This window comes from Haemophilus haemolyticus, from assembly GCF_001008275.1.
Taxonomy (GTDB): Bacteria; Pseudomonadota; Gammaproteobacteria; order Enterobacterales; family Pasteurellaceae; genus Haemophilus; species Haemophilus haemolyticus_P.
In genome coordinates, this window is sequence record NZ_LCTH01000002.1 from 34,418 (window position 1) to 53,089 (window position 18,672).

Annotated in this window: 16 protein-coding genes; 8 read left to right on the plus strand and 8 right to left on the minus strand. The window is 32.7% G+C overall.

The window, feature by feature from the left end; all coding sequences use genetic code 11:
• Positions 1-31: 31 nt before the first annotated feature.
• Together hypF and AAX15_RS00170 are read right to left on the minus strand one after the other, a co-directional pair.
• On the minus strand, positions 32-2,308 hold the full coding sequence (hypF, locus tag AAX15_RS00165) for a carbamoyltransferase HypF (protein ID WP_046938557.1): 2,277 nt from the start codon (positions 2,306-2,308) through the stop codon (positions 32-34).
• A gap of 99 nt (positions 2,309-2,407) precedes the next feature.
• The gene (locus tag AAX15_RS00170; protein WP_046938558.1) at positions 2,408-3,151 is read right to left on the minus strand and encodes a YdcF family protein; all 744 of its coding nucleotides are present in this window, start codon (positions 3,149-3,151) and stop codon (positions 2,408-2,410) included.
• A 133-nt stretch (positions 3,152-3,284) separates the two neighbouring features.
• On the opposite strand from AAX15_RS00170, the gene lsgA reads away from it, so the two are divergent.
• The 8 genes from lsgA to AAX15_RS00210 all read left to right on the plus strand — a co-directional run bounded on the left by lsgA (position 3,285) and on the right by AAX15_RS00210 (position 11,308).
• Positions 3,285-4,490 carry a lipooligosaccharide flippase LsgA gene (gene lsgA, locus AAX15_RS00175; RefSeq protein ID WP_046938569.1) on the plus strand — a complete coding sequence of 402 codons (1,206 nt, stop codon included), beginning with the start codon at positions 3,285-3,287 and terminating at the stop codon, positions 4,488-4,490.
• Positions 4,487-5,401, plus strand: coding sequence for a lipooligosaccharide biosynthesis sialyltransferase LsgB (gene lsgB, locus AAX15_RS00180; RefSeq protein ID WP_046938559.1), 915 nt, complete (start codon positions 4,487-4,489; stop codon positions 5,399-5,401). The genes lsgA and lsgB overlap by 4 nt, the downstream gene beginning before the upstream one ends.
• Position 5,402: 1 nt before the next feature.
• Complete coding sequence (gene lsgC / locus AAX15_RS00185; RefSeq protein WP_046938560.1) at positions 5,403-6,464, plus strand: lipooligosaccharide biosynthesis family 4 glycosyltransferase LsgC; 1,062 nt, start codon at positions 5,403-5,405, stop codon at positions 6,462-6,464.
• An 11-nt stretch (positions 6,465-6,475) separates the two neighbouring features.
• Positions 6,476-7,249 carry a lipooligosaccharide biosynthesis galactosyltransferase LsgD gene (gene lsgD / locus AAX15_RS00190; RefSeq protein WP_046938561.1) on the plus strand — a complete coding sequence of 258 codons (774 nt, stop codon included), beginning with the start codon at positions 6,476-6,478 and terminating at the stop codon, positions 7,247-7,249.
• Between the two features lie 11 nt (positions 7,250-7,260).
• Entirely contained in the window at positions 7,261-8,145 is an 885-nt protein-coding gene (lsgE, locus tag AAX15_RS00195) for a lipooligosaccharide biosynthesis N-acetyl-glucosamine transferase LsgE (protein WP_046938562.1), read from the plus strand.
• A gap of 1 nt (position 8,146) precedes the next feature.
• Positions 8,147-8,950 carry a lipooligosaccharide biosynthesis galactosyltransferase LsgF gene (gene lsgF, locus AAX15_RS00200; RefSeq protein ID WP_046938563.1) on the plus strand — a complete coding sequence of 268 codons (804 nt, stop codon included), beginning with the start codon at positions 8,147-8,149 and terminating at the stop codon, positions 8,948-8,950.
• A gap of 8 nt (positions 8,951-8,958) precedes the next feature.
• Positions 8,959-10,053, plus strand: coding sequence for a lytic murein transglycosylase (locus AAX15_RS00205; RefSeq protein WP_046938564.1), 1,095 nt, complete (start codon positions 8,959-8,961; stop codon positions 10,051-10,053).
• 88 nt (positions 10,054-10,141) lie between these two features.
• Complete coding sequence (locus tag AAX15_RS00210; protein WP_046938565.1) at positions 10,142-11,308, plus strand: hypothetical protein; 1,167 nt, start codon at positions 10,142-10,144, stop codon at positions 11,306-11,308.
• A 292-nt stretch (positions 11,309-11,600) separates the two neighbouring features.
• On the opposite strand, the gene AAX15_RS00215 is transcribed toward AAX15_RS00210, so the two are convergent.
• The 6 genes from AAX15_RS00215 to AAX15_RS00235 all read right to left on the minus strand — a co-directional run.
• Positions 11,601-13,130 carry a glycosyltransferase gene (locus AAX15_RS00215; protein WP_046938570.1) on the minus strand — a complete coding sequence of 510 codons (1,530 nt, stop codon included), beginning with the start codon at positions 13,128-13,130 and terminating at the stop codon, positions 11,601-11,603.
• Between the two features lie 1,049 nt (positions 13,131-14,179).
• Complete coding sequence (locus AAX15_RS09400; protein WP_155397791.1) at positions 14,180-14,344, minus strand: hypothetical protein; 165 nt, start codon at positions 14,342-14,344, stop codon at positions 14,180-14,182.
• Positions 14,345-14,354: 10 nt separating this feature from the next.
• Entirely contained in the window at positions 14,355-15,491 is a 1,137-nt protein-coding gene (locus AAX15_RS00220; RefSeq protein WP_046938566.1) for a DUF2827 family protein, read from the minus strand.
• A gap of 7 nt (positions 15,492-15,498) precedes the next feature.
• Positions 15,499-16,632, minus strand: a complete 1,134-nt coding sequence (locus tag AAX15_RS00225; RefSeq protein ID WP_046938567.1) for a DUF2827 family protein — start codon at positions 16,630-16,632, stop codon at positions 15,499-15,501.
• Positions 16,633-16,644: 12 nt separating this feature from the next.
• Positions 16,645-17,778 carry a DUF2827 family protein gene (locus tag AAX15_RS00230; protein ID WP_046938568.1) on the minus strand — a complete coding sequence of 378 codons (1,134 nt, stop codon included), beginning with the start codon at positions 17,776-17,778 and terminating at the stop codon, positions 16,645-16,647.
• A 110-nt stretch (positions 17,779-17,888) separates the two neighbouring features.
• Positions 17,889-18,672 (minus strand): YadA family autotransporter adhesin (locus AAX15_RS00235; protein WP_230599581.1); only part of this gene is annotated, 784 nt, incomplete at its 5' end.

The window sequence follows — 18,672 nt, forward strand, 5'->3', positions numbered from 1 at the left end:
TATGCGAATAAGAGCATTTGCTTAAATGAATTTAGTATTCGTTAGACAATCTCGCTGCGATCATCGCTTGCCCTAAACTTAATCCGCCATCTCCCATTGGATATTGATGTGCACTTAACACATTAAATTCTGCAAGCTCCTGCTTCAATAAATGACGTAATAATTGGTTATGCATTACTCCGCCTGAAAGTACAATGGTTTTGCAATTGTGGCGTTTTGCTTGCTGACTAGCTAACTCAGCAAAACCTTTTGCCAGAGCATAATGGAAAACAAATGCCTTATTTTCTTTTGAATCATTGTAAGCCAGCCAACTTTGCCAAAATGTGGCTAAATCTAATTGATTATTTTTGATTGGCATTTTAACGTGAATATTGACCGCACTTTTTTCATCTTTGATAAAGTCAGATTTTGTGGCTAGCGCTTCTAAATAACAAGCTGCTTCCCCCTCCCAAGAGAGTTTGTCACCCACAATACCTAACCCATAAGCTACGGCATCAAATAATCTACCAGCCGATGAAATAAGAGGGGAATTAAGATTACGTTCAATGGCATTGGAAAGAGGCTCCCAAGGCAATTTGGAACAAGTTTTAGCCGCAATTTCACGCCAATTGGGTACAAATTTTTGAAGATGAGCAAGCCAATTACGCCAAGGTTGGGTGGCTGCAAGATCGCCTCCTGGCAAAGCAACGGCGGGTAATCCACCTAAATGTTGAGATTGTTCGCCATCTACTAATAAACATTCACCGCCCCAAAGTTGCCCGTTAGCCCCCATTCCAATTCCATCTAAAGCAAGACCAATGACTTTTTCGTCACAATGATGTTCTGCCAATACAGCGGCGATATGTGAGTGATGATGTAACACTTCCACATAAGGTACCGATAATTTTTGTGCGAGGTTTTTCCCCGTTTTTGATGAAAAATAACCTGAGTGAGCATCCACCGCGATTAAATCCGATTTGAATTGATAAATTTGGCAAAATAAGTCGATATTATTTTCTAATTGTTGTTGCACAAGCTCATTGGCGGTATCACCAATATGTTGGCTAACAACGGCTTTATTTTGTTTTAGTAGGCAAAATGTATTTTTAAGATCGGAACCCAACGCTAAGATATTTTTTGTATTTTCCGTTTTCAATAGCATTTCATCAGGAACATAGCCGCGTGCTCTACGTAGCGTTTCCATGCCATCAAAAGAAGATCTCACTAAGCTATCATCAGCGCGTTGCAAAATATCGCGATTATGGCAAAGATAGAAATCTGCCAAATTACTCAATTTTTTCACCGCACTTTCGTTGTCTAAAACAGGTGGCTCACCACTAGGATTGGCAGATGTCATAACGAGCGGTTGATTGATTTCACGTAAAAGCAAATGCTGTAATGGATTACTCGGTAACATTACCCCAATTTCATTTAGATTTGGGGCGATATTTTTTGCCAGATTTGACACTTTATTTTTTTGTAACAAAACGATTGGTGCAGCTGTGCTAGTGAGTAATTTGATTTCGGTTTCTGTTAAATTTTGTAAAAAATCTAAACTTGGCACCATTATGGCAAGAGGTTTGCTCGGACGATGTTTACGATCTCGCAGTAATTGAACTGTATCGAAATTCTGTGCATCACAAGCTAAATGAAAACCGCCGATCCCTTTGATTGCCAAAATTTTTCCTTCTTTGAGCAAAAGTGCGGTTTGTTTTAAGGCTGTTTGATGTGTTGCAAGTTGATGTTCGGTATCTTGTAGCCAAATATGCGGGCCGCAAACTGGGCAGGCATTAGGTTGGGCATGAAATCGGCGATCTGCTGGATTTTTATATTCGTGTTCACAATCTGGGCAGAAAGGAAAATCCGACATCGATGTATTTTTACGATCATAAGGAATTTTTTTGATGATCGTAAAACGAGGCCCGCAATGGGTGCAATTAGTGAAAGGGTAGTGATAACGACGATTTTCAGGATTAAATAAATCTTCTACGCAAGCGGGACAAGTGGCGGCATCAGGCACAATTTGCGTGTCCATTGCATTGTTTTCGCTTTCTCGAATGACAAATTCAGCAAAGTACGGTAGATTTTCCCAGTGTTTTTCATATTGCTGAATATCTGTGATCAGTGCTAAAGGCGGTAGTTTTTCCTGTAAATCTTTTAAAAAATGCGTGAGTGCTTCTTTTTCTGGATTTACAAATCGAATTAATACCCCTTGTCCATCATTATTTACATCACCCTTTAGGCCATATTCATTTGCTAACAACCACACAAAAGGGCGAAATCCCACACCTTGCACTTTGCCTTTAATGCGTAATTCGATTCCGTTCATAACTTGTTCTCTACATCAAATTGAGTGATTTTTATGGTAACCGAAAATATATGTGCAAGCTGTGATTTTCATCAAAGAAGATTCGTTTTTATAAGCAAATTATTGTGCGTAATAGGCTTTCCAATAACCAATCCACTCTTTTAGTAAAACCATATTGCTATTCAACGCACCTAGGTCAGGAACAAAAGATTTTGCAGATAGATTTCCTTTGCTGCCATAGCTTGCCGCTGCAGCAGGAAGCACATCAAATCCTTGTTTTTCAAAAAGGTATTTGGCCCGTTTCATATGCCATTGATTTGTTACTAAAATGATTTTTTGAATATTATCTTTCACTAAAATATTTTTAGTGAAACTGGCATTTTCTTCCGTATTACGGGCTTTATTTTCGATCCATTGCGTTGGCACATTAAAGAATTGTTTCAGTTCTTTTGCCATTAAGTCGCCTTCAGAAATGCCTATCAGAGAATAGCCCGTGGTTAAAATAGGTAAGCCCGTTTCTTTTTGTAAAAATGCCGCATAACGTAAACGTTCTAGTTGCGCTGCGCCAGAAGCCGTTTCTGCATACAGTTCTTTAGTGGGATAAGATCCACCGCCTAATATGACGATGGCTTGAGCTTGTTTATAGTCATCTAGGGCAAGGGCTGGAGAATCATCATTATCTGTTAGCAATAAACCAGTAAAAGGCGCACTCATGACATAAAGCCAAGTGAAACTGATAAGCGCAATAAATTTGGCTAATTTTTTAAAATGAACACGATAAAGAATCGCTGCAATAATCAGTAATACAAAGGTATTGAGAGGTGGTGCGATAAGCGTAGTAAGAAGTTTTCCTAGTTCCAACATAGATAAGATCCTTGATATAGTGCGGTTTCATTATAATGATTAGTCATAGCTTGTCCATGTTGATTTTGTTAAAATGAGCCACTTATTTTTTGATAAACAAACGCTCGAATTTACAAAAAGTGCGGTTATATTTATGAAAGTTTTTAAAGACAGTGTCATTTACCTTGTTGGGGAATTATCGTCAAAGTTAGTTCCTTTTTTACTTTTGCCTTATTTATCGCGTAAATTGGGCGTAGAAGGGTATGGCTCACTTTCTTATTATCAAACTTTTTTAAGTTTATTTTTAATTGTGGTTTCCTTAACTCAAGAGGGCGCAATTTCCCGTTATTTTTATTTTTACGGAAAACGTTCATTAAATTTAGTGGTGAATACTGGTTATGCTTATACCACGATAATTGGCAGTATTATTTTAATTGGTTGTTGGATTGCTCAGTCTGAAATATTATTTTATGCTGCACTTTCCTCAATTTTTCAATCTTTCTTAAATGTTCAGCTAAGTGTAAGACAATGCCAGAAAAAGGCTTGGTCCTATGCTTTTATTCAATTTTCACTCACTGTTACTGGTGCGGTATTTACCGTCGCATTGCTTGAGTATTATCAAAATGATCTTGTTGAAAAAAGAATTTTGGCCATTTTATTGAGTAATTTAGTCGTTTGGTTTTTTTCTTATTTTCTTTACAGAAAGAGTGCGACATCTAAAAAATATCAATTTAAACATTATCAATCTGCATTATTTTATATTTTAGGATTTGGATTGCCGCTTATTTTGCATCATGCGAGCTTTTTCTTAAAAGGGCAGTTAGACCGTATTTTTATTTATCATAAATTCAGTGAAACAGATTTAGGGCTTTATGCCATGGGCGCTCAACTTGCTTTGGTCGTTTCTATTGCGATTCAAGCACTTAATAAAGCGATTATTCCCTATTTTTATGAAGCCTTAAAACAAAAAAAATTAGTGATTCAACAATTACATAAATGGGCGCTATTTTCCTTTTTACTGATACCTATTCCTGCTTTAGTCATGTGGATTATTCCTGAAGATGTGTTAGTTTGGATTTTAGGTAGCCAATTTGTGGGGACGAAATATTATTTTATTTTATTTTTAATTTCTACCACATTAAGTATTCCTTATTTGATTTTAGTTAATTATCTTTTCTATTATGGAAAAAATAAACTTATTTCCCAATGTTCGGTTTTATCTACAATCATTTATGTAGCGAGCCTTGTGGCTTTAACTTTTACAGAAATTAAATATATCCCTTATGCTGGAATTATTGGTTCGCTTTCCATTATTCCTATTCTTTATTTTATGACATCTAAAGTGAGTAAAACCCTATGAATCTCATTCTTTGTTGCACACCATTGCAAGTATTAATTGCGAGAAAAATAATTGAATTACATCCTAACGAGCAATTCTTTGGCGTCATGTTTGGTGGTGTATGGGATAAAAAAAGAACCTTGTATGCGAGTAAATTAGCAGAAGTTTGTAATGATTCGATCAATATTGATACAAGAAAAGATTTAAAAGGTTTCGATTCTCTCAAGTTAATGCGTCAGCTTAAGAATAAAATTACGCATAAAAGTTTTGATAAGGTTTTTCTCGCCAATCTTAATTCATTATGGCTACAAACTTATCTTAGCCATGTTTCATTTAAAGAGCTTTATACCTTTGATGATGGCTCAGATAATATTTTCCCACACCCCAATTTATTGAGAGAGCCTGATACATTTAAATATAAACTGATTAAAGCCTTTATTGGCGATAAATATAGTGTGCATAAATTATTTAATAAAATCAAAAAACATTATACTGTTTATCCTGATTACAAAAATATTGTTTCCAATGTTGAATCAATATCTCTATGGGATAATCAAATAGATTGTGAGATAGATGGCGAGGTCTCATTTTTTATTGGGCAACCATTGTTAAATACAAAAGAGGAAAACATCTCATTAATTAAAAAGTTAAAAGAACAAATTCCTTTTGACTATTATTTTCCTCATCCAGCAGAAGATTACCGAGTGGATGGGGTAAATTATGTTGAATCAGAACTCATTTTTGAAGATTACGTATTTAAACATTTAGCGAATAAAAAGGTGATTATTTACACGTTCTTCAGTTCTGTTGCATTTAATTTATTAAGTCATCCTAATGTAGAAATTCGTTTTATTAGAACGAGTATTCCAAGATGGCAATTCTGTTACGATTCATTTCCAGACCTTGGATTAACGATTTATAAGGAAATTTAAGATGAAAAAAATTGGTTTCTTTATTATGAATATCGAAAGTGCGGGTGGAACGGAGCGTGTTTCCATTAATGTTGCTAATGCTCTTGCTAAACAGGGATATGATGTTTCTTTTATTAGCATTGGCGGCAACAAGCCTTTTTTCCAAGTTGATGAAAGAGTTAATATTTATGCAATGAATAAATTGCCCTATTCATTGAAAAAAGATTATTTTTCTATCACAAAAAAATTAAGAGAATTGGTTAAAGAATTGCAGCTGGATACCTTAATTGTGGTTGATGGTGCGATTATGCTCTTTTCTGCTTTGGCGTTGGTCAATTTACATGTAAAGCATATTTTATGGGAGCATTATTCTTTTAACTTTACTGGTAATCGCCTAGTTCGCACTCTCGGTAAATATTTAGCTTCAACAAGATGTGATAAAGTCGTCACATTAACCGACGCAGAAAAAACGCTGTGGCAAGAAAAATTTAAAACGAACAATATAATCAGTATTGCTAATCCAAATACGCTTTTGCCAAAAAATAAATTAGCAAAATGGGAAAATAAAACTATTTTATCTGTAGGGCATTTATTTTCTTATAAAGGTTTTGATTATTTATTAAAAGCTTGGCAAGTTTTAGCAAAAAATCACCCAGATTGGAATTTAAAAATAGTGGGATCGGGTGAGGAAGAAGGGAATCTAAAAAATCTTGCTAAAGCATTGGATATTGAAGATTCAGTTAATTTTATTCCTCGTACCAATGATGTCGCTTTTTATTATGAAAGCAGTTCAATTTATTGTTTGCCTTCACAAACAGAAGGCTTGCCTTTAGTTGTTATTGAAGCAATGGCATTTGGCTTACCTATTGTTGCCTTTAATTGTTCTCCTGGCGTCAAGCAATTAGTGGAGCATAAAGAAAATGGTTTTCTTTGTGAAAAAAATAATATTGAAGAAATGGTTAACGGTTTAGATTTATTAATGAATCATCCTGAGCTTTATCAACAAATGTCAGACAAATCTCGTGTAATGAGTGAAGATTATGGCATTGAGAAAATTATTGAAGAATGGAAAGCGATTTTATAAGGAATAATTTTATGTTAAAAAAATATTTGATCTCTTTAGATAAAGATATTCAGCGTCGGGAATTATTCTTTTCTCAAAAAAACACTGAGGATTTTCAAATTTTTCCGGCCATTAATACCATGCAAAAAGATTGGGATGAATTAGCTGATATTTTTAATATTGAACAATTTAAAGCACATTATGGCCGTAATGTCACTAAGGGCGAAATAGGCTGTACATTAAGTCATCTTTCTGTGTACCAAAAAATTGTCGAAGATAACGACATCGCTGAAGATAGCTATGCGTTAGTTTGTGAAGATGATGCTTTATTGCACTCAAATTTTCAGCAAAATTTAACCGCACTTTTAGCAGAAAAACTTGAGTCTGAAATTGTATTGGTTGGGCAGTCAAAAATTAATGATTTCAATGATTTTGATTTAGAAATTAATTATCCGACAACCTTTTCTTTTTTATGCAAAAAAACAGGCAATGTAAATTACGCTTTCCCTTATAAAAGTTATTTTGCAGGAACGGTGGGCTATCTTATTAAAAAATCAGCTGCAAGAAGATTTATTCAGCAAATTTCTCAAAACAAACCATTTTGGTTAGCGGATGATTTTTTACTCTTTGAACAGGATTTTAATATAAGAAATAAAGTGGTTCGCCCTCTCATGGTCATTGAAAATCCTGTATTGATAAGCAATTTAGAAAGTGTTCGTGGATCTTTATCCAATAATTTGTTTAAAAAATTAATGAAATATCCATTGAAAAAAATCTTTGCGATTAAGAAAAATTTGGTTAATTAAAGGAAGGAATTATGTTAAGCATTATTGTGCCTTCTTATAATCGAAAAGCAGAAGTGCCAGTTTTATTAGAAGGTTTAACTCAACAAACATCAAGTAATTTTGAAGTGATTATTGTGGATGATTGCTCGAAAGACCCCGTTGAAGTGACACAATCTTATCCATTTGTGGTAAAGGTCATCCGTAACGAAACCAATCAAGGTGCAGCAGAAAGTCGTAATATTGGCGCGCGTGCATCAAAGGGAGATTGGTTGCTTTTTCTCGATGATGATGATCGTTTTATGCCGAAAAAATGCGAAAAAATATTACAAGTGATTGAGCAAAATCCAGATATTAATTTTATTTATCATCCAGCTAAGTGTGAAATGGTCAATGAAGGGTTTACTTATGTGACTCAACCGATTGAACCCCAAGAAATCTCGACAGAACGTATTTTGTTAGCCAATAAGATTGGTGGCATGCCAATGGTTGCAATTAAAAAAGAGATGTTTTTAAAAATAGGTGGATTATCCACCGCACTTCGTTCTTTGGAAGACTATGATTTCTTATTAAAACTGCTACAAGAGCCAAGTTTTACCCCTTATAAAATTAATGAACCTCTAACTTATTGTACTTTCCATACCAAACGTTCAAGTGTGTCTACGGATACTACCAACACACAAAAAGCCATTGATTATATTCGCGAGCATTATGTGAAAACGGTAGAGCAAGCTCGTAATTTTGATATTAACGCGAGCTATATTTTGGCTTATCCCCATATCATGAATTTATCGCGTAAAGCAGCAAAATATTATTTTGATATTTTTAAGAAAACAAAAAGCATTAAACAATTTATTATTACTTTGGTTATTTTAATTTCGCCAAAATTAGCCATTAATTTAAAACGGTTGGGAAAATAAAATGAAATTTTCAGTCCTAATGTCCTTATATATTAAGGAAAATCCTCAATTCTTACGGGAGTGTTTTGAAAGTCTTGTTGCACAAACTCGTCAAGCAGATGAAATTGTATTGGTTTTTGATGGCGCAGTAACGCCAGAATTAGAATCTGTTGTGACGGAGTTTGAAACAAAACTGCCACTAAAATTAGTTAAATTGCCGCAAAATCGAGGATTAGGCAAAGCCTTGAACGAAGGTTTATTGCATTGTGATTATGACTGGGTTTTCCGTATGGATACCGATGATATTTGCGTGCCTGATCGTTTTGAAAAGCAAGTGGCGTTTATTGAAAATCATCCTGAAACCATTATTTTTGGCGGACAAATTGCTGAATTTGGTGAAAATGTAAATGATATTGTGGCATATCGTAATGTGCCAACGTCAGCTCAAGAAATTATCAAATTCACGCAAAAACGTTGTCCGTTTAATCACATGACGGTGGCATATCAAAAAAGTGCGGTCATTAATTGTGGTGGATATGAAGATCTTCAAGAAGATTATTATTTGTGGATAAAACTTGTCGCGCAAGGTTTACATGTCGCGAATTTGCCTGATATTTTAGTTTATGCACGAGTAGGAAATGGCATGGTGAGTCGCCGTCGTGGTGTCAATCAAGCCAAAGCAGAATGGCGTTTATTCAAATTAAAATATCGTTTGGGAATTCAAGGATTGTTATCTGGATTATTTACTTTTGCATTGCGTTTTGGTTCTCGTTTATTGCCAACCTCGTTATTAAAAAACCTTTATCAAACTTTTTTACGTAAATAGGAAATCCAATGAAATTGAATATGTTATTTAAAATTTCTGTATTATCGACCGCACTTTTTTTAGTTGGCTGTTCTAGTTCGTCTGATATTAAGCCTGTAGTTAATAGCACTAGTTATACTAAGCAAAGAACACCAGAAAATTTTAATGATTATGTTCAATTTTTAAAAGGTAAAGCAGCCGCTGAAGGTGTGTCATTATCGGTATTGAATGCTCAAAATAATATTCTCTATATGCAAAAGGCAGTAGATTTAGATCGTGAACAAGCCGGTAAAATTCGTAAAAGAGATCCTAATTCCCCTCCAGTGTCTAATCCGAATGGCACGAGCAATTATCTCAATAGAGTGCTAACTCAAAATAAAGTGAATGTCGCGGCTGAGCGTTATTGGGAAGTGCAAGCGCCATTGCAAAAAGCAAGCCAAAAATATGGTGTTCAGCAGGAGTATTTACTTGCGTTATGGGGAATGGAAAGTAGTTTCGGGCATTATCAAGGTAAATATGATGTACTTTCTGCAGTGGCAACCTTGGCTTTTGAAGGTCGTAGAGAAAAATTATTTATGAAAGAATTTATCTCAGCTATGAAAATGCTTGAAAAAGATCATATTCAACGTGAACGTATGTTAGGTTCATGGGCGGGCGCGATGGGACAAACTCAGTTTATGCCAAGCACTTTCTTACGTTATGCGGCTGATGGAAATAATGATGGCGTAAAAGATATTTGGAAAAACCAATTTGATACTTTTGCTTCTATTGCAAATTATTTGCATACAGTCGGCTGGGATAATAGTTTGCCTTGGGGCGTAGAGGTGATGCTTACGCAACCTATTGATTTGAGTTATTCTGGTACAGAAAGCAATAAAACTCGTTCTTTAAAAGATTGGCAAGCGATGGGGCTAATATTAAAAAGCACCAATCCACAGGAGCAAGCAAAATTAAATACACTTGAAAATGCTCAGCTTTGGTTAGTTCGCCCTGATCGTGAAGCGGGCAGAGCATTTTTAGTTTCAAATAATTTCCGTACTATTTTGGATTGGAATAAATCTAATTATTTTGCGTTGAGCATCGGTATGTTTGCTGAACGGATTAAAGATAACCTAATGAAATGATCAATAGCTTATTTAAATAGTTAATATCTGTAAATTTTAGTTATATTGAGATACAATGCTGCAGAATTTATTTATTATGTTTTAGGTTATGAAAAAAATTACACTCTATTTAGATCCAGCAACATTACCTGCGTTAGCTCAGCTTATCCATTTTTTACAGAATAAAGAGGAAGAGACCTTTAGAATATTTTGTTATAACCGCTATCCATTATTAGAAAATGTGATCAAAAATGAAATGGGGATTGAGGCTTTCTTTTCTGACGTTCCACAAAGTGGCATGTGGGCATATTGCCCTGAAAGTGTTTTAACATTAATTAGTGATTGCGCATTAAAAGAAAATATATCCCTGGAAATTCACGCGAACTTAGGGCATTCGCTAACCCTTATCTCCCCAATAACACAACTCGCTCAAAAAAATAAAAATATTCATATTGACCATCTTCATCTTTATGATGATGGCAGTAAAGAGTACCTCGATTTGGAATCACTCAAACACACAAACTTGCATTATTTATTGAATATAAGCTTAATGGATATGCATGCCTATTTAAAAAAGGCAGGCGTTACTCTTACGAACCCGATTATAGCCCAATACCTTTGGGGACATTTCTATCCCACCACCTATTACTTACTAAAAAAAGACTATTTTATAAAAACTGATTTTATTCAACCTATTTTTCAACAAATTGAGCAAAACTGTCTGTCTATCGATTTTTCAGAACAATCACTTTCTGCACAAAATAAAGATTGTTTATGTAAAATGGTGGGGCTAAATGAGCAACTTCAAAATAAACTTAGAAAAAGTCGTAATGGGTTTATGTTCATCGGTGGAGTAACCTACTATCTAGATGACGTTGAAATTAATTATCTAGATGAGTTATTAAAGATAGCACAAAAATCAACATCTGGTGATTATGATGCGTTATTTTTTAAAGGTCACCCAAGTTATTTATCCGATAAATTTAATTATCCTATATTACAAGCTATTGATAATATTATAGAAATCCCAAAAGAACTTCCCATTGAAGTACTGTTAATAACAGATTTACTTCCTAGCAAGGTTGGCGGAATAAATAGTTCCGTCTTTTTCTCATTGCCAAAAGAGAATATTAATCACGTTGTGTTTACTGATAAAAAATATTATAGCCATGAAATTTCTAACCAGAAGTTTATTGACATATTACTCAGAACTGAATGTGTAAAAGAAGAACAATTATTTTCTTGGAATGATTTTATAGAACGAACTATAGGTTAGGGATCTTTAATTCTCATATCAATGATGTGAATAGCTTTATTTATTTTACTGAGAATAAACTTATTTATAAAGAATAAGTAACTAAAAATATGGTATTGTATAGAAATTGTACAATTGACTTGATGTTCTTATATAGGTATAGTTTATCACCACTATGTAATTTTAGATATATCTCTAACATTATGGAAAAACGATGATGTTTATGATAAAAATTACTTTGTGAAACTTTACATAATGCCGAAAAATAAGAATAAATGGGCGCTATATTAAATAGCGACCATTATAATATATATTATAATTTAGCCATTAAATTATCATGTCTTGTCTTCATATCATGGAGTTTTTCTTTCTCTTCTTTACTAAGTAAATTATAACAAATCATTATATATTCATCTATACTCAATACGTACTTTAGCATTATAGAATAAAGGGATGGAATATTTTCTTTAAAAAAAGCTAATTCTTTATTTACATCTATAAAATTATCAAATAAACTTTTTTGATTCGTTACACTAACATATCTACTGATGGAACCTTCTCTTTCTCTTCTATACATATAAAATGCATTAGGATAAACCGCATAACTATTAATATGTTTAACTAAATTAAAGCTCCAAGGAATATCTTCAAATTTTCTTTCTTTAATAAAATAGAGATTATTATTTACTATAATTTCTCTTTTTATCACTTTTGTCCAAGCAAACCCTAGATAAACCTCTTGAGTAAATAAGAATTCAAAATCGCTATTAAAATCACCGAACTTTTCTTTACAAGGTTCATGAGGAGCAATCCTATCAGGGTAAACCGAAGTAAAGAAATTGATAATTAAGTCAGGGTTAGAATCTTGATAAATCTTAAATAAATCAGATAATATCTCTGTACCATGCCAATAATCATCGCCATCTAGAAAGATTAAGTATTTTCCTCTTGCCAAATGGATTCCTGTATTTCTCGCATCAGATAATCCGCCATTTGGCTTACTTACCAGTGAAATATTTCCATACTGCTTCATATAGTTAGCACAAATATCAAATGAATCATCTGTTGATCCATCATCAACAAGAATTATTTCATAATCATCAAAATTTTGTTCTACAACAGATCTTAGACACTCATCTAAATAATTACTCGTATTATAAATAGGAATAATGATACTAAATAAAGGGGAGGAAGGTATTTTCTTGTATTTTGGTATATGTCCCAATAATTTTTCTGCTTGTGCAATATGACTAATGCTATCAACTAAAGAAATGAAATCAGCAAAATAATCAGCTTTCCAATAAGGCTTTTCTTTTATTGTATATTCAAATAACTTCCTAGCGATACTTTTACGAATAAGATAAAGTGATGCGCCAGAATTATTATAGTTTTCTTTATCTCCATAAACTAATGCATCAATAATATCTCCCTTCTTAAACAAAGTTTCTTGATTATATGTTGGAAAATCACGCTGTAATTTTATTACATTATAAGAAGAATATTTCTTTGCATATTCATTTGATAATTCAATCGCATTTGGTACTAGTATAATATCTGCCTCAGCAACTAGAACCATATCATTATCATCGATTAATTGATTTTCTGAAATAGCTTTCCAACATTGAATATGAGATAGTGTGCGACAAATATCCTTAGTTTTTACTTCTCTATTAAAGATTTCTTGAAACTTTAAACAATTAAAAACGAGAGACTTATCTGAAAAAAAGTCTATTAGTTCAGACGGAGTATTTTCTATTTCAATAAAACCATCTTTAATTGTATTTTGGTAAAAATTTTCCAACTGTTTCGGTTTTTTTTTATCAAACAGTACATATTTTTTCATACTTTTCCACCATATATTAAATAATCTGTAAATCCGCAAAAATCCATCCTTAACATTCAAATCCTGAGTGTTAAAACTAATGCTTTTATCTGGTTTTATAATAATTACGTTTAGGAGTAAATATACCGTTACAATGGATATAGATGCGAGTATATTCAAGATAAGTTGCAATTTCATTATAAAGCTAATATAAAATTACTGGAGAATCTTGACGGTTTATAAAGGAGATAGTATCGTCTCCTGAATATTTAATACATAACGCACCTTTTTGAAAAAGGTCACCATTATCATCAAATTTTATTAAAAGATGTCCATTAGTTTTTGCATAATCTAGTGATAATTTAGCCTGGTTATCACTATTATTTGTCACTAAATTTTACTCTCGTAATGTTATAAAGATATATAATCTTTCGTTTGGAAGGCTTTTCCCCTCTTATAAAAATTATCAGGTAAACGTAATTAATTTATCTTCCCGATTCTTATAATATTAAATCCCTCTACTTGCTCATTTTCTATAAGAAAAAGATGCTGGTTATTTTTTTTAAAGATGGTTTACACCCTAAACAGGCGTACAATTATATTTAGTAGGTAGTATACTTACTTTATTTTCATCATAGGAATAGAGATTAATTAATAATGTATCAATATCGTACTTTATATTAAAATATAAATTTGTATTTAGCTGATATTGAACATACTCTTTATAATTTAAAAAAGCTTTTTTACTTCCTACCCCCCCAACCTGCCATACATGTCCATTTTTTCCTCTAACATATCAATTTTTTTATTAAATTCATCAATTTTATTTTCTGAAATAACATTTGCTAGAAAACTACAACGCCAAGCATCCTAAGCACAATATAAATGATCTTGATGAATAATCTGATAAAAAACAGTTAGTGTTTATGAGGGAAAACAAATATCGGCATCATAAAATGCAATTTGCTCATAAGCATATTTGTCTGCAATATCTGCAATAGAAATATGTCTATCTAAAAGCATTTCACTATAACAATGATAAGGGGTAAAACAAAAAATATTATTTTTCTCTAAAACAGCTTTTTTTCCAAGGAAAGACCATAATCTAATACACCAATATCACCTTTTTTCTCGGTATAGAAATCTGTTTTCTGTAAACTTAATATAAAGGGTAAGAATTGATCATACCAAATAGTATTATTGTTATCTAATGGTGTTAAAATAATTCTTTTCATTTATATTTACCTATTTAAACAACCGCTTTAATTCATTTTCATAAATAGCAAGGTTAATAGGATTATATGGATGTAGCGAAGCTAAATAGTCATTTGCTCTAGCAACATATTCACCATGATGTTTATCATGGTTTTCAATGACATCAATTAAAACTTTTGCACCATCAAAAGCATCAAATTGATCGTAATAATATCCTACACCTTTAGGTAAAAGTTTAGAATTATGAATAAATGGATAACCACCATAAAGCGCATCATTATAAGCATAATTTAAACCGTTTTCCCATTGATGACTAAGAACAATATCTGTATATCGGGCAAGAAAGTCAGGCATTTTAAACCTCCCTTCAACAAATATTTTTCTATTTTTTAATAAATCGGTGTTACCAATAAAACTACTAAAAACTTTGTTTTCTCTTTTATAATATGCATTACAAATAAAAACATCTTCTATTAGATCATTTCTTTCTCTATATGCTTGCTCTGCAATTAATATATTTGTAAAACAGTTTTTTAGGATTATAGTGTTAGATTCAAATGTTGCAATTCGACGAGATTTTTTATCTTTATTTTTAATTTGATAGCCAAATATATTCCCATCTTTTTCTATATCCTTTATTACTTTGTCACAAAATAAAGGAGACCAAATTGCAGGCACTGCTCGAACAGGGCAACGATGCATAATTGAAAAATATGATGAACAAGTATTAATATGTTGTGGAATTAACCAATCAGCATCAAACAGTGTACCATTAAAACTTCCAGAGCCTGGTTTATCATGTAAAAAAGCTTCAATATCATAGATAAAATCATTTCCCATTTTATAGCAAACTAATTTACCACCATTTTTTCTTATAATTTCCGCATGGCGCGGTTCAACGTATAGTGATCCTTCAACCAAAATATCTAATTCTTCAATTACTTCATCAATTAATGCAAATTTTAAATTTAAATCATCTAACATAAACCCTTTGTCTGGTTCCTTTATATTTTCAGGGCCCCAACTTAATAATATAACATCATCAACAATATCTAATGCTTTAAATAGCTGATATAAAAAAACAATATTTTGGTTGATTCCGTTTGCCCAAATATCTTTAATTTTATGTTCTAAATTAAATGTAATGCCTATTTTATATTTTTTCATTTTTTTCTCACTTAAATAAACGTTTTAATTCTCTTTCATAAATAGCTAAATTTACTGGGTTGTAAGGGTTTAATGAATCTAAATAATCATTTGCTTTTTGCATATATTCATCATAATTTTTATCATGATTTTCTATCGCATAAATTAATTTTTTTGCCCCATCAAATGCATCAAATTGATCATAGTAATACCCTACACCCTTTGGAAGCAAGGTCGAATTATGTACTAGAGGATATCCTCCATAAAGTGCTTCATTATAGGCATAGTTCAATCCATTCTCCCATTGAGTGCTGAGGACAATATCCGTATAAATAGATAAGAAATCTGTCATTCTAAAGCGATTTTCCACGCTCATGACTCCATCTTTTACTAGCTCTGTTCTGCCAATAAAGTTATGGAAAGTATTATGTTCTCTTTTATCATAGGTATTGCACATATAAACATGCTCAATCAAATCAGGTCTTTCTCTATATGCCTGTTCTGCAATTAAAATATCGGTAAAACTATTTTTAAAAATAGAAATATTGGGTTCAAATGAGGATATTCTACGCTTATGGTTATGTTTATTTATATTACTTAAATAACCAAAAGATAAATCAGGACGTTGAGCAATTGCAGATTGGCAAAATAAGGCTTCCCAAATAAAAGGAATTTTAATAGATGGACAATCATGCATAATTGAAAAATAAGCCGAATTTGTATTCATATTTTGTGGAATGATCCAGTTTGCATCAATTTTTGCTCCATTAAATTGATGAATAGGAGATTTATTATGTATGGTTGATTCTATATCATAGATATAATCATTTCCCATTTTATAAACAACCGTTTTTCCTCCTCTTTGATGAATTCGATTAGCATAATCAGGTTCAATAGTTAACGTCCCTTCAATTAATACATCCAAGTCATCAATCACATCATAAATATAAGCAAAAGATAAATCAAAATCATCAAGCATAAAACCTTTATCAGGTACAGCGATTTTATTCGGCCCATCACTCACTAAAACAACAGATTCAACACAATCTAAGCTTTTTAATAAATTATAGAGAAAAATGATATTTTGTCCTGCGCCATTTGCCCAAATGTCTCTTATTTTCCCTTCTAAATTAAATGTAATACCAATCTTATACTTTCTCATTCTTTTACTCTTTTATTCAAATAAACGCTTTAATTCAAGTTCATAAACCGCTAAATTTATAGGGTTATGCGGGTGTAAAGAATCTAAATATTCATTCGCACGTTGAACATAAGCATCGTGATATTTATCATGATTTTCAATCACATCAATTAATACTCTTGCTCCTTCAAATGCATCAAATTGATCATAATAATACCCTACGCCTTTAGGTAATAATTTAGAATTATGAATAAATGGATAGCCACCATAAAGAGCATCATTGTATGCATAATTTAGCCCATTTTCCCATTGTGTACTTAATACAATATCAGTATATTCTGATAAAAATAATGGCATGGCAAATCGTTTTTCTACACTCATAATGCCATCTTTAACTAAATTTGTTCTACCTATAAAATTAAAAAAAGTAGGATGATCTTTAATATCATAAGTATTACACATATAAACATGTTCAATTAAATCAGGTCTTTGTCGATATGCTTGCTCTGCAATTAAAATATCAGTAAAACTATTTTTAAAAATAGATATATTAGGTTCAAAAGAAGATATTCGACGAGATTTTTTAGACTTATCCAAATTATTTATATAACCAAATGGTCGATTCAATTCAGCAATTCCTTTATCACAAAAAACTGAAGACCAAATAAATGGAATTTGTCTAGATGGGCAACGATGCATAATTGAAAAATAAGCCGAATTTGTATTCATATTCTGTGGAATAATCCAATTCGCATCAAACTTAGTACCATTAAATATTCTTGTTGCTGATTTATTATGTATGACAGCCTCAATATCATAGATATAATCATTTCCCATTTTATAACAGATGACCTTGCCGCCATTTTTATGAATGATCTCAGCTTGGTTCGGCTCAATAGACAATGATCCTTCAATCAAAAGATCTAAATCTTCAATAACATCATCAATGTGTGAGAATTTAAGATTTAAATTTTCTAACATAAAATTTTTATCTGGTGTTGTTATGCCCTCAGGCCCCCAACAAACAAAGGTAATATTTTTTACAATATCTAATTCTTCAAATAATTGATATAAAAAAATTAAATTTTGATTAACGCCATTAGACCAAATATCTCTAATTTGGCTTTCTAAATTAAACGTAATACCTACGTTGTATTTCCTAGACATATTTTATTCTCAATACCCATATAATAAAAGAGCGGCTATTTTACCAAATAAATGATAAAAATACCGCTCTTTTTTAGTTAATCAACTAATTTAGATTAACTATTTAGTTATTACCATTGGTAACCAATACCAGCACCGAATGTGTAATCACGTTGTGTACTTGCACCTGCTGTCATCTTAATAATAACTCGGTTGCTATCACTTGCTCTTGAGTAACCGACTGCTACGGCACTTTGACCTTTGTAGTTACCTACGCCAAGTGCAACCATGCTAGCTCCAGGGATGGTTACTTGTGGAATGTTTGCAACTGCCACTGCACTTGCAACACCACTACGGAGTTTCTTATCAAGTTTACCAAGTTTATTATTGATACGGTTTTCTACCGCATTGACTTGACCAACATTAGCCGCATCAGTTGGATTCACACCTGCAGCGACATTCGTGATTCGACGTTCATTACCTTGTGAACCGATAGACACTGTATTTGCCTCAGCAGCTACAGAGCCAGTACCAATTGCTACAGCATTTTCAGCGGTTGCTTTCGCACCTTGGCCAATTGCTGTTGCACCTTTTGCAGTCGCTTCAGATCCTTGACCCACTGCAGTTGTATTTTCCGCAGTTGCTTTAGCTGATCCACCAATTGCAGTTGCATTTGAACCGCCTGCGTAGGTTGCTCCACTTCCGATCTTCGTATTTTGACCATCAGTTTCTAAACCTGAACGATTAACAGTTTCTTTCACTGCTTCTGCTTTAGAGTCAGCTGCTGTTGCTTTAGAGTCAGCAGTTGAAGCCGCTGTAGACGCTGCAGTTGCTTTAGAGTCTGCTGCAGTTGCTTTGCTGTTTGCAGTAGATGCTGCTGTAGACGCCGCAGTTGCTTTGCTGTCTGCAGTTGAA